A 13,007-nucleotide genomic window follows, 5' to 3' on the forward strand; every position below is an offset into this window, starting at 1 on the left:
GCAGGGTGGATGACGCCTAACCCATTCATCATGAATTTACGAGCGCCTGGCCACGAGCGTCGCGAGCGAAGAGCTGGCTAGGCGAGGGCCTACCGAAAAAGCGGAGTGGCTGTTGCCAATGAGCATTTTTCGGTAGGCACTCAACAACGCCAGATCGAGCGCAGCAGCTCGGACCATCGCAAGCCTGACCGTCGCGAGCGAAGACCAGACAAGGCGCAAGCTTGCTGAAAAAGCGGAGTTGGCTTCTGCCAATGAGCATTTTTCAGCAGCTTGCAACGGCGTATGGCCGAGCGGAGCAGGTCAGGTGGTTCTCTGGCGCTTGGCCTCGATAATATTGGGCAGCTGCGAGATCCGACTGAGCAATCGACCCAACGCATCCAGCCCCGGGATCTCGATGGTCAGCGTCATCTGGGCCGTGCTGTCTTCCTTGTTCGAGCGGGTATTCACGGCCAGTACGTTGATCCGCTCGTTGAGCAGGATTTGCGAGACGTCTCGCAGCAGACCGGAACGGTCGTAAGCGCGGATGACAATGTCGGCCGGGTAGGTCTTCTCCGGGATCGGGCCCCAGCTGACCTGAATGATCCGCTCCGGCTCGCGTCCGGACAGCTGCAGCACCGAGGCGCAATCCTGTCGGTGGATACTGACGCCGCGGCCCAGGGTGATGTAGCCGACGATGGGATCGCCCGGCAGCGGCTGGCAGCAGCCAGCCATCTGGGTCAGCAGATTGCCGACACCCTGGATCTGCACATCACCGCGTTTGCCCGGCTTGGTGCTCGTCGGCCGGCGAGGGATCAGCTCCAGCTGATCGGCAGAATGGCTGTCCGGCTCTACGAGCTGCTGGGCGTGGTTGACCAGTTGCGAAAGGCGCAGGTCACCGGCGCCCAGTGCGGCGAACATGTCCTCGGCGGTTTTCAGGTTGGCTTTTTCTGCCAGCTTGTCGAAATCCACCGGCGGCAGATCGAGGCGCCCCAGTTCACGCTCAAGCAATGCCTTGCCCGCCGCCACGTTCTGATCACGGGCCTGCAGCTTGAACCAGTGCACGATCTTGGCCCGGGAGCGTGAAGTGGTGATGTAGCCGAGGTTGGGGTTCAGCCAGTCGCGGCTTGGCGAGCCGTGCTTGCTGGTGATGATCTCGACCTGCTCGCCGGTCTGCAGGCTGTAGTTGAGCGGCACGATGCGCCCGTTGATCTTGGCGCCCCGGCAGTTGTGGCCGATCTCGGTGTGCACACGATATGCGAAGTCCAGCGGCGTCGCGCCTTTGGGCAGGTCGATGGCGTGCCCGTCCGGCGTGAAGACATAGACACGATCAGGCTCGATATCGACGCGCAGCTGATCGGCCAGACCGCCGATGTCGCCCAGTTCTTCGTGCCACTCGAGCACCTGACGCAGCCAGGCGATCTTCTCTTCGTAGTGGTTGGAGCCGGAATTGACGTCCGTGCCCTTGTAGCGCCAGTGCGCGCAGACGCCGAGCTCGGCCTCTTCGTGCATGGCCTGGGTACGGATCTGCACCTCCAGCACTTTGCCCTCAGGGCCGAGCACTGCCGTATGCAGCGAGCGATAACCGTTTTCCTTGGGGTTGGCGATGTAATCGTCGAACTCTTTGGGAATGTGCCGCCACAAAGTATGCACGATGCCGAGCGCGGTGTAGCAATCGCGCACCTCCGGCACCAGCACGCGAACTGCGCGAACATCGTAAATCTGGCTGAACTGCAGCCCCTTCTTCTGCATCTTCCGCCAGATGGAATAGATGTGCTTGGCGCGGCCGTCGATATCCGGGTGAATGCCGGTGGCGGTCAGTTCGTCCTTGAGCTGCTGGACGACGTTCTGGATGTAGTGCTCACGATCCAGCCGGCGCTCGTGCAGCAACTGGGCGATCTGCTTGTACTGTTCGGGTTCGAGGTAGCGGAAGGAAAGGTCCTCCAGCTCCCATTTGATATGGCCGATGCCCAAGCGATGAGCCAGCGGCGCATAGATGTCGAAGACTTCGCGGGCGACGCGGTGGCGCTTGTCATCGTCGGCGTTCTTCACTGCGCGGATGGCGCAGGTTCGTTCGGCCAGTTTGATCAGCGCGACACGCACGTCATCAACCATGGCGACGAGCATCTTGCGCAGGTTTTCCACCTGGGTCTGGGTCCCGAGCACCAGCGACTCGCGGGAGTTGAGGCTGGCGCTGATGGCCGCCATGCGCAGCACGCCTTCGATCAGCTTGGCCACCACTGGGCCAAATTGCTGCTGCACGTCCGCCAGCTGAATCTTGCCTTCGCGGACGCCACGGTAGATCACTGCGGCGACCAGGCTGTCCTGATCGAGCTTGAGGTCCGCCAGGATTTCAGCGATCTCCAGCCCGGTTTGGTAACTGGAGGTGCCTTCACTCCAGAGGTTCTGTGCTGCATTGGCTTGCTGCTCCGCCGCTCGGGCGAATTCACAGGCTTGCTTGAGTGCGTCGCGGTCGAGTGCCGGGTCCATCCCCAGCACATGATCGAGCCAGCCATCGAGGTTGATGCTGCCGTCGGTGTTGATCGGCTGAAGCGCTCTGACCTGGACCATCTATCCTTCCCTCTGCGCATCATCTGCGCCAAATACGCCGGCTTTCTAAGAGCCGGTCGACTGAACTGCAGGCCGTTCGCCTGCCAAAAATTCTGCTTATGCAGGCCGCTCGAAGAGTGCCATGGCCTCGACGTGCGCCGTCTGTGGAAACATGTCCAACACCCCGGCTCGCTTGAGCTGATAGCCCTGAGCGATGAGCTCGGCGGCATCACGTGCCAGGGTTGCAGGATTGCACGAAACATAGACCACACGCCGTGCTCCTAAAGTCGCCATCTGCCGGACTATTTCCAACGCGCCATCGCGTGGCGGATCGAGCAGCACCGCCTGAAAACCCCCGCCTGCCCACTGCGCCTCGATAAGCGGCTTCGACAGATCCGCCTTATAAAAGTGCGCAGTATCCAGACCGTTGCGCTCCGCATTGGTGCGGGCCCGCTCGACCATCTCGCCCACGCCTTCGATCGCGACCACCTGCGCACCCTTTCGAGCCAACGGCATGGAGAAGTTACCCAGCCCGCAGAACAGATCCAGAACCCGCTCGCCCGCTTGCGGTGCAAGCCAGTCGAGCGCCTGCGCCACCATCGCTTCGTTCACGGGCGCATTGACCTGAACGAAATCCCCGGGCCGCCAGGCCAGTTCCAGATCCCACGCGGGTAGTCGGTAACCCAGCCGATACGCAGGGTCCAGCGGTTGCGGCGCGCCCTCGCCTTGCAGCCAGAGCTGCACATCCTGCTCTTGAGAGAAGGCGGTCAGACGCTGCAAGTCCGTCGCTGCCAGCGCAGCGGTATGGCGCACCAACACCGCGACAGCCGTACCGCTGAACAACTCCAGATGCCCAATGGCCTGTGGCTTCTCCAACGCGTGCAACACACCCAGTAATGCAGGCAGCATCGTCTGCAAGGGCTGTACCAGCACCGGACATTCCTGAATGGCGACGATGTCCTGGCTGGCACTGGCGCGAAAGCCTACATCCAGCCGACGTGTCTTGTGATCCCAGCGGATCGCCAGCCGGGCCCGGCGCCGATAGCCGAATTCCGGGCCGCTGAGCGGCGCGGCCCATTGCTGTGGTTCGATGGCCGCCACTCGCGACAATTGCTCGGCCAGGCTGCGCTGCTTCAACTCAAGTTGATCGTGCGCACTCAGGTGCTGCAGGTTGCAGCCGCCGCAGACACGCGCATGCTGGCAGGGCTCGGGGCGGCGCAGCTTGCTGGCTCCAAGAACCCGCTCGGTGCGGGCTTCGACGATCTGGCTGCGCGCGTTCAGCACGCGCGCCTCGATCTCTTCGTCGGGCAAAGCCCCTTCGACGAACCAAGTGCGATTGTCGACAAATGCGATTCCGCGACCATCGTTTGCCAGCCGCTGAATACTCAGCCGCTGCTTCTTGCCCGTCGGGATCTGCGGTTTTTTCTCACCGCCGCTGGGCTGGAAGCGCAACCCACTGCTGCGTTTGGCCATCAGCAGCTACCGCCGTTGAGCATCGGATCAGGGCTGGTCATACACGCCCGTCGACAGGTAGCGATCACCACGGTCGCAAATGATCGCAACGATCACCGCGTTCTCGACTTCCCGCGACAGGCGCAGCGCCGCCGCGACGGAACCGCCAGACGACACACCGCAGAAGATGCCTTCTTCGCGGGCCAGACGACGCATCACGTGCTCAGCTTCGGCTTGCGCCATATCGATGATGCGGTCGACTCGGTCTGCCTGGTAGATCTTCGGCAGGTATTCCTGCGGCCAGCGACGGATGCCTGGAATCGAGGCGCCCTCCATGGGCTGCAGGCCGATGATCTCGATCGAGGGGTTCTTCTCTTTGAGATAGCGCGAGACGCCCATGATGGTGCCGGTGGTGCCCATGGAGCTGACGAAATGGGTGATCCTTCCGTTGGTCTGCTGCCAGAGTTCGGGCCCGGTACTGCTGTAGTGCGCCTCGGGATTGTCGCCGTTGGCGAACTGGTCGAGCACCTTGCCACGCCCTTCGGCTGCCAACCTCACGGCCAGGTCGCGGGCACCTTCCATGCCCTCTTCCTTGCTCACCAGAATCAGCTCGGCACCATAGGCGGTCATGGCCGCCTTGCGCTCGGCGCTGGAGTTATCCGGCATGATCAGGATGAACTTGTAGCCTTTGATGGCCGCCGCCATGGCCAGGGCGATGCCGGTATTGCCGGAGGTGGCTTCGATCAGGGTATCGCCAGGCTTGATGTCACCACGCGCTTCGGCGCGCGCGATCATTGACAACGCCGGCCGGTCCTTGACCGAACCGGCCGGATTGTTGCCTTCGAGCTTGACCAGAATGGTATTGCTGGTTTCGCCGGGCAGACGCTGCAGGCGAACCAGAGGGGTGTTGCCGACGCAATCGGCAATGGTGGGGTACTGAATTGTCATGGCGTCGATAAACCGCACGGCCTCGGAAAGGCGCACATGATACCGGCAACGACCCGACACGGGCAGACCGCTCGGCCTCGGCCTATTGGCAATCCACTCATGGGCGCATGCTGCAACCGAGCGCAATGACTGACGCGCCGAAACAGACGCAGCGATCAAGCTTGGCAGATAGTTGTCAGTGGTCTAGGCCTATAAACAGTCCCCTCCGATCCTTGCCACAAGGAAACACCCGATGCCCGTCAGACCTCATGTTCTGGTCGTTCCCTTTCTGCTCGCCGGACTTGCCGCCTGCACCCACCCCGAGGGGCCACCGAGCCAGACGCCGCCCGCGCCGGAGGCGTCCAGCGGTTACACGGCCAAGCCGGGCTGGGCTACCGAGCGCTTTGCCGTGGCCGCGGCCAACCCGCTGGCTACCGAGGCGGGTTACCAGATACTCAAGGCCGGCGGCAGCGCGATGGATGCGGCTGTTGCCGTGCAGATGGTGCTGACGCTGGTTGAGCCGCAATCCAGTGGCCTCGGTGGCGGCGCCTTCCTGCTGCATTGGGACGGCAAAACCGTTTCCGCTCTGGACGGACGCGAAACCGCCCCGGCAGCCGCTGACGAAAATCTTTTCATCAAGGCTGACGGCAAGCCCATGGATTTCCAGGAAGCGGTGGTCGGGGGGCGATCGGTCGGCGTTCCGGGCACCGTGAAGATGCTCGAACAGGCGCACCGGCAATACGGCAAGCTGCCCTGGCGGGAGCTGCTGCAGCCCGCGATCCGGCTTGCCGAGGACGGGTTTGAGATCAGCCCCCGTCTGCAGGGCTTGCTGGCAAGCGACCCGTCACTTCGGAGCAATCCGTCAGCCGCGGCCTTCTACTACCAGCCGGACGGCACGCCCTGGCCAGTCGGCCACCGCTTGCAAAACCCGGCGCTCGCCGCGTTGCTCAAGAATATTGCCGACAACGGCAGCGAGGCCTTCTACCGTGGCGCCAACGCCCAGTCCCTGGTCCGCCAAGTCACGGAGCACCAAAACGCCGGCGCCATGACCTTGAGCGATCTGGAGGTGTATAAGCCGCGCCAGCGCGATGCCTTGTGCAACCTCTGGCAGCAGCGCTACCAGGTCTGCGGCTTCCCGCCGCCCTCCTCTGGGCACATCACGCAGATGCAGATTCTCGGCATCCTCGAACAGCTGCCACCGCTGCCGGCGCTTGATCAGGGCGTACCAGGCTCCGAATTCCTGCATCGCTATACCGAAGCGGCTCGGCTGGCCTACGCAGATCGCGCCATGTACCTCGCCGACCCTGATTTCGTACCGGTGCCCGGACGCACGTGGAACAGCATGCTCGCCCCGGACTATCTTAAGCAGCGTGCCGCGCTGATCGGGCCGCGCAGCATGGGGACTGCCAAACCGGGCGAACCCGGCGAGATGCCTGTCGCTTTTGCGCCACAGCCGACGCAGCCGGAGTACGGCACCAGCCACATCAGCATCGTCGATGCGGAAGGCAATGCGCTGGCCATGACCACCACCATCGAGCAGGCCTTCGGCTCGCGGCTGCTCAACGATGGCGGCACCGGTCTGCCCGGTGGCTATCTGCTGAACAACGAGCTCACCGACTTTGCCTTCGAGCCGCGTGACGATCAGGGGCGGCCGGTAGCCAATCGGGTCGAACCCAACAAGCGTCCGCGTTCGAGCATGAGTCCGACGCTGGTCTTCGACGCTTCCGGCGAGCAGCTGCTGGCGAGCGTTGGCTCACCCGGCGGCGCGGCGATCATCCACTTCACCGCGAAAACTCTGCTGGGCATGTATGGCTGGGGGTTGGATGCGCAGCGCGCGATCGATCTGCCGAACTTCGGCAGCTTCAACGGCCCGACCGTGCTCGAAGCCGGCCGCTTCCCGGCCGCAACGGTGGAAGCATTGAAAGCGCGCGGCCATGAGGTCAACGAGATGGAAATGACCAGCGGCCTGCAAGCGATCCAGCGCACCGACACTGGCTGGTTCGGCGGTGCCGATCCTCGCCGCGAAGGTGTTGTGATGGGTGAGTGAGGCGCTGCGTAGCTAGCCTTTTGGGCAGTCCTGCGGCTTGCAATCGTCGCGGGACGCGCCTCCTACAGATCGAGGGTGCATCTGCTGCTCTTGTATGAGGCCTGACCTCGGGGCGAAGCTTTTCAGTCCCTGATAGGCCATAGGCCCGTATCCCCCGCGAGGGCGCGCCTCCTACAGATCAAGAGTTCATCTGCTGCTCTTGAGGGAGGGCCGACCTCGGGCGAATGCGCCCAAGTGGACGACATTCGCACTAAACGACGCGAGCCACGTTCTCCAGGCTTTCGATGGCTTCGTCGAGATCATCCAGCGCCTGGGCCGAGCTTGGATGGTTCTGTTTCAGCAAGGTCTCACTGCGCTCACAGGCCGCGCGCAACTGCGGCACACCGCAATAGCGGGTAGCCCCGTGGAGGCGATGGATACGGTCGATCATCGCCTGCCGGTCATTGGTCTGCCGCGCCGCACGTATCACTTGGCGGTCATCCTCCAGCGACGCCAGCAGCATGCTCAGCATGTCCGCAGCGAGATCCGCCTTGCCCGCTGCCAGACGCAACCCCTCTTCCGAGTCCAGCACCTTGAGGGTGTTTTCCGGTAGCAGCACCTCAGCGGGCGCTGCGAGAAAACTGCGCGCCAGGGGCAGCCCGGTCCACTTCAATATCACCTGGGCCAACTGCCGCTCGCTGATCGGCTTGGTCAGGTAATCATCCAGCCCACCCTGCAACAGGGAGCGCTTTTCGTTGGACAGGGCGTGGGCAGTGAGCGCGACGATTGGCATCGGTGACTGACCACTGTCATTCTCCCAGTGACGGATCGCCTCGGTGGTCTGGCGGCCGTCCATGCCGGGCATCTGCACGTCCATGAACACCAGATCGAAGGACTTGCGTTTGACCGCTTCGAGCGCTTCCTGACCGCTGCTGACGGCGACCACCTCGCCCCCCATGTCCGTCAACAGCGTCTCCAGGAGCAGCAGGTTGGCCGGGTTGTCATCAACGCAAAGCACGCGGGGCGGACGGGTTTCCGGTATCGCCACGCTCTCGACCAGCGCTTGCGGCGGACGCAGCAGGTCCAGCAATACGCGCTGCAACTTGCGTGTGCAGGCCGGCTTGCTTTGCAGCTGGGCATGGGTGTGCGACTCGGGCAGCGCGTCGTGGTATTGCGCCTGCTCGCTGGTCGGGCACAGCACGATGCACTTGCAGCCCAGGCCTTCGAATTCCCACAGTCGCTGGCTCAGTTGCTGCGGCGCGATCTCCCGATGAGTGACGCCAAGCACCGCGATCTCGATGGGCCGGTCGCTGATCTGCGCCCCGGCGACCGCGCCCTGCAGCAGGTCGAGGCTGTCGAAGGGCAAAACTTCCATGCCACAGCTTTCCAGCTGATGCTGAAGCGCCTGACGTGCCAGCGGATGCTGTTCGAGCAGGCCGACCTTACGCCCCAGCAGGCCCGCCCGCGGAAGATCCTCGATATCGTCACGCGCCTTGGGCAGGCTCAGGCTGATCCAGAATTCGGAGCCCTCCTCCGGAATGCTGTCGACGCCGATTTCCCCACCCATCTGCTCGATCAGGCGCTTGGAAATCACCAACCCCAGTCCTGTACCACCCGGCTGGCGGGACAGGGAGTTGTCGGCCTGACTGAAGGCCTGGAACAAGGCGCGCAGGTCCTGATCGGTCAGGCCTATGCCGGTGTCCTGCACACTGATACGCAGCTGGGCGCGATCGGAACGCTCGTCCTCGACCATCGCACGCACGACTACCGTGCCCTCGTTGGTGAACTTGATGGCGTTGCTGACCAGATTGGTCAGCACCTGCTTGAGCCGCAGCGGGTCGCCAACCAGCGACAGCGGCGTATCGCGGTAAACCAGGCTGACCAGTTCGAGATGTTTGGAATGCGCCGCGGGGCCGAGAATGGTCAGGGTGTCTTCGATCAGGTCGCGCAGATTGAACGGAATGCTATCGAGCACCAGCTTGCCGGCCTCGATTTTAGAGAAGTCGAGTATCTCGTTGATGATGCCCAGTAGGCTGTCCGCGGATTTCTCGATGGTCGACAGGTAGTCCTGCTGCCGTGGCGTCAGGTCGCTTTTCTGCAGCAGATGAGTAAAGCCGAGGATGCCATTGAGCGGCGTGCGGATCTCATGGCTCATGTTGGCCAGGAACTCGGACTTGATGCGGCTGGCCTCCAGGGCTTCCTTGCGCGCCAGGTCCAGCTCGATGTTCTGGATCTCGATGGTTTCCAGATTCTGCTGCACGTCTTCGGTGGCCTGGTCGATGCTCTGCTGCAGTTCCTCGCGCGCACTGAGCAAGGCCTCGGCCATGCGGTTGATGCCCGCTGCTACCTCGTCCATTTCATGGCTGCCGAGCGCGGGCAGGCGGGTTTCCAGATAACCGTCCTTGAGTTGTGCGACCGCCACCTTGACCTTGTGCAACGGCTTGCTGATGGCCGTGCTCATGCGCAGCGCCAGAAGTGCGGTGATGATCAGCCCCGCACCGATCAGCAGCAGGCTGGTGAACAGGCTGCGGTAACCGCGCAACAAGGTGCCCTGATGGGACAGCTCCAGCTCCAGCCAGCCGATCTGACGAAGATCGTTTTCCGGATTGTCGGCGGCAAGATTCAGGTGCTTGCCCAGCACCGGAAGCAGAATGCGCGTGGTATCGACGCTGCTGACCTGAGTCAGCGCTTCCGGGTCGCTGGGTGGCGAGGGCGTGATCATCTTCGGGCCGGCGTGAGCCTGCAGGTTGCGTTCGACATCGAGAATCGACACGGCCCGCACATCGGGCTGATCCAGCACCTGATTGAGGATTCGCTGCAACCGCTTGCCATAGCCTTGCGCCATGGCCGGCGCTGCCAGAGGAGCGAGCTGTTCGGCGATCAGCTCGCCGCGCGCATCGAGCTGATGGCGCATTTCCGACAGCTGCATCCAGGTGAAATAAATGCCAAGCGCCACGGCCAACACCGTACTGGGCAGCAAAATCAGCACCAGCACGCGACTCTTGATTCCTAGGTCTCTAAGCACGGATCCATTCCCCTGGTTGACCGGCCGCTAGTGTAGCGGCTCGTCGAGCGGGAATCTGCATGCCAGAGCCACCGGGTGACGGGGTGCTATCAATCCATCGATGGATGGCCAGCAGACGCAGCCATCAATCAGTCCAGTCCTTGTATGTCGCGCTCCTGAAAGTGAGGGAGCCTCCAGTGAAAGGTCATGGCCAGCACGCGGAACAGGAACCCTGCGCAGATCGTGGCCAAGGAGGCAATTTCGGTACTGACGCCCAGCCACAGCAAACTGACGTAAAGCACACCGGTGAACAATGCCACCGTGGCGTAAAGCTCCCGCTGCAACACCATCGGCACCTGATTGCAGAGGATGTCGCGCAGCAGGCCACCGAACACGCCGGTTATCACACCAGCCAGCACCACGATGGCCGGGTGCGCGCCCATCTCCATGCCTACCCCGCAACCGATCACCGTGAAAGCCACCAGGCCGAGGCCATCAACGAGAAGAAAGACCTGCCGCAGGTGATGCATGTGCCGCGCAACCATCGCCGTGACGATGGCCGCTCCGATGGTGAACGCCAGGTACTCGGGGTTTGCGATCCAGCCTACCGGATAGTGCCCGAGCAGAACGTCGCGCGCCGTACCACCGCCCAGGGCCGTTACCGTGCCTAGCATGCAGATGCCGAACAGATCCATGCCGCGACGCATGCCCATGATGGCGCCGGACATGGCTTCGGCAGTGATCGCAATGAGGTAGATGATGTGCAGCAAGGTCACGGAGCGACTCCATAAGGGGCAAGGCAACTGAAAGTTGCGCCAGTATGGGGCAGACTGCGGAATACTAGTCCTGGCTAAAGAAATTTAGGCTATACAAATATTTACTTAATCAGAGCGAAATCTCTTGAATCTCGACCCCAAGCAGACCGAGGCCTTCCGCGCCGTAATCCGCACCGGCAGTTTCGAGCAGGCCGCGCTACGGCTGCACCTGACGCCACCGGCCATCTCACAGCGGGTACGTGCGCTGGAAAGTGCGCTGGGTAGTGCACTGGTGGTTCGCAGCCGGCCCTGCCGCCCGACCGAAACCGGCCAGCGCCTGATGCAATACCTCAAGCGCGCCACCCTGCTCGAAGCAGACCTGATGGCCGAACTCGCCGAACGCAGTGACGCGCCGCTGGTAGTCGTTGCAGCGCTGAACGCTGACAGCGTCGGCACCTGGTTTTTCCCCGCGCTGGCCGAAGTGCTGCTCAAGGAGCGGGTGCTGCTGGATCTCACCGTCGAGGATCAGGACCACACCTACAGCCTGCTCGAGACAGGCCTGGCCATCGGCTGCATCAGCACCGAACCCAAACCCATGCGAGGCTGTACGGCGAGCGCGCTGGGCAGCATGCGCTACCGACTAGTAGCTTCCAGCGGCTTTCGCCAGCAGTACTTCCCCAACGGGCTCAATCGCAATGCTGCGCGCCACGCGCCGGTGGTCGCCTATACCCGTCGCGACCGCCTCACGTCCTCCTTTCTGCTGCAGCATCTGGGCCTGCCCGACGGTGCCTACCCCTGTCATTACGTCCCCGGCGCCGAGCCGCGTTTCAGTGCGATCCGCTTCGGCCTCGGCTATGGCATGGTGCCGGAGCTGCTGTTACCCGATCCGAAGAGTGATGGCGCCGTGGTCGATCTGGCCCCCGATGCGCCACTGGATATTGCCTTGTACTGGCACACCTGGAAGGTGCAATCGCCGCGCATGGAAAATCTCTCTCGCCAGATCGTCGAGGCTGCGCCAAGAATTCTTGCGCGACCTGAAGGAACGTAATCGCGTGCAAGCCGGTATTGCGCTGGGGTTAGCAAGTAAACGGTGCGGCTATCCCGACCCTTAAAATGAATCCGTAGGAGCCAGCTTGCTGGCGATCAAAGGCAGCGAAAAACACCGGGGCTACGTAGTTGCATTCAAACTATGCGAAGAGCATGCAAGCCGATGCTGCGATGCGGGTGCTGGGGTTGGTGAAGAAACGGCGCGGCCATCCCGGCCCTAGATGAATCCGTAGGAGCCTGCTTGCTGGCGATCAAAGGCAGCGGAAAACACCGGGGCCTCGTAGTTGCATTCAAACTATGCGAAGAGCATGCAAGCCGATGCTGCGATGCGCGTGCTGGGGCTGGTAAAGAAACGGTGGGGCCATCCCAACCCTAAATGAATCCGTAGGAGCCAGCTTGCTGGCGATCAAAGGCAGCGAAAAACACCGGGGCCACATAGCCGTATTCCAACTACGCGAAGAACGAGCGCGCATCGCGAGCTGCGTCGGCCCAAGCAGTGAGGCAAACTTACGCCATGACGCCTATTTCACATCATCCAGCTTGCTGCTCACCTTTGCAGGATCACTGGCCGCTGCCCTTTGCCTTGCCGGGCGTGCAGTTGATCAGCACCCGTTTCGATCCCACCCTGCTCGACCCTGAGGACTTCCCCCGCTGCGGCGTGCCGAGCATGAGCGCCGTGAGCAAACGTCAGACCGAATTCCTCGCCGGTCGAATATGCGCCCGCGAAGCCCTGCGCAAGGCGACCGGCGAGCCCTCCACCCCAGCGGTGAACGAAGATCGTTCGCCCTGCTGGCCGACGGGAGCGGTCGGGTCAATAACTCATGGTGCCGGTTGGGCGGCGGCCGTCGTGGCATGCCGCGAACAGTGGCGCGGTCTCGGGCTAGATGTGGAAAAACGGCTGCCCGCCGCCCGCGCCGACCGCCTCGTTGCCGAAATCCTCACCCCGCGGGAGCTTGAGGGTTACGCCGAGTTGGACGAGGCCCAGCGCGCACTGCTCGTGACCCTGACCTTTTCAATAAAGGAAAGCCTGTTCAAGGCGCTCTACCCACTGGTGAATAAGCGCTTCTATTTCCAGGAAGCCGAACTCATCCACCACGACAACACCGGCCACGCCCGCCTGCGTCTGCTGAGCGACCTGTCGGATGAATGGAAATCAGGCGCTGAGCTGGACGGGCAATTCGTGCAATTCGAGGATTATCTGCTGAGTCTGGTGAGCATTCCGGCGTGAGCTGATGGGTATCGCAAGCTCAACCCGTCCTACGTGGTGCAA

8 protein-coding genes are annotated in these 13,007 nt (G+C 62.6%); 3 read left to right on the top strand and 5 right to left on the bottom strand.

All coding sequences use genetic code 11. From position 1 onward, the window contains the following. Positions 1-300: 300 nt before the first annotated feature. From relA to cysM, 3 genes are all read right to left on the bottom strand, one after another. Complete coding sequence (gene relA, locus NA619_RS02265; RefSeq protein ID WP_255959506.1) at positions 301-2,547, bottom strand: GTP diphosphokinase; 2,247 nt, start codon at positions 2,545-2,547, stop codon at positions 301-303. A 96-nt stretch (positions 2,548-2,643) separates the two neighbouring features. Next, entirely contained in the window at positions 2,644-3,999 is a 1,356-nt protein-coding gene (rlmD, locus tag NA619_RS02270) for a 23S rRNA (uracil(1939)-C(5))-methyltransferase RlmD (RefSeq protein WP_255959510.1), read from the bottom strand. Between the two features lie 27 nt (positions 4,000-4,026). After that, the gene (gene cysM, locus NA619_RS02275; RefSeq protein ID WP_255959512.1) at positions 4,027-4,926 is read right to left on the bottom strand and encodes a cysteine synthase CysM; all 900 of its coding nucleotides are present in this window, start codon (positions 4,924-4,926) and stop codon (positions 4,027-4,029) included. Positions 4,927-5,158: 232 nt separating this feature from the next. Between cysM and ggt the strand changes: the two genes are divergently transcribed. Continuing rightward, positions 5,159-6,952 carry a gamma-glutamyltransferase gene (gene ggt / locus NA619_RS02280; protein ID WP_255959514.1) on the top strand — a complete coding sequence of 598 codons (1,794 nt, stop codon included), beginning with the start codon at positions 5,159-5,161 and terminating at the stop codon, positions 6,950-6,952. Between the two features lie 250 nt (positions 6,953-7,202). Here the strand turns inward: ggt and NA619_RS02285 are convergent, their stop codons facing one another. Beyond that, positions 7,203-9,956 carry a response regulator gene (locus tag NA619_RS02285; RefSeq protein ID WP_255959516.1) on the bottom strand — a complete coding sequence of 918 codons (2,754 nt, stop codon included), beginning with the start codon at positions 9,954-9,956 and terminating at the stop codon, positions 7,203-7,205. A gap of 128 nt (positions 9,957-10,084) precedes the next feature. After that, the gene (locus NA619_RS02290) at positions 10,085-10,711 is read right to left on the bottom strand and encodes a trimeric intracellular cation channel family protein (protein WP_255959518.1); all 627 of its coding nucleotides are present in this window, start codon (positions 10,709-10,711) and stop codon (positions 10,085-10,087) included. Positions 10,712-10,835: 124 nt separating this feature from the next. Here NA619_RS02290 and NA619_RS02295 point away from each other — a divergent pair, with 124 nt between their 5' ends. Both NA619_RS02295 and NA619_RS02300 read left to right on the top strand, forming a co-directional pair. Next, a complete protein-coding gene (locus NA619_RS02295) occupies positions 10,836-11,738 on the top strand; it encodes an HTH-type transcriptional regulator ArgP (RefSeq protein ID WP_255959519.1) in 903 nt (300 codons plus the stop codon). 513 nt (positions 11,739-12,251) lie between these two features. Continuing rightward, positions 12,252-12,965 carry a 4'-phosphopantetheinyl transferase family protein gene (locus NA619_RS02300; protein WP_255959522.1) on the top strand — a complete coding sequence of 238 codons (714 nt, stop codon included), beginning with the start codon at positions 12,252-12,254 and terminating at the stop codon, positions 12,963-12,965. Positions 12,966-13,007: the final 42 nt, after the last annotated feature.

This window comes from Stutzerimonas stutzeri (assembly GCF_024448895.1).
In the GTDB taxonomy this organism is placed as follows: domain Bacteria; phylum Pseudomonadota; class Gammaproteobacteria; order Pseudomonadales; family Pseudomonadaceae; genus Stutzerimonas; species Stutzerimonas stutzeri_Q.

What these genes read in the sequence shown, in the direction of transcription:
- ggt (WP_255959514.1), top strand. Translation starts at nt 5,159, where the DNA reads ATGCCCGTCAGACCTCATGTTCTGGTCGTTCCCTTTCTGCTCGCCGGA.
- relA (WP_255959506.1), bottom strand. Translation starts at nt 2,547, where the DNA reads ATGGTCCAGGTCAGAGCGCTTCAGCCGATCAACACCGACGGCAGCATC.
- NA619_RS02300 (WP_255959522.1), top strand. Translation starts at nt 12,252, where the DNA reads ATGACGCCTATTTCACATCATCCAGCTTGCTGCTCACCTTTGCAGGAT.
- cysM (WP_255959512.1), bottom strand. Translation starts at nt 4,926, where the DNA reads ATGACAATTCAGTACCCCACCATTGCCGATTGCGTCGGCAACACCCCT.
- rlmD (WP_255959510.1), bottom strand. Translation starts at nt 3,999, where the DNA reads ATGGCCAAACGCAGCAGTGGGTTGCGCTTCCAGCCCAGCGGCGGTGAG.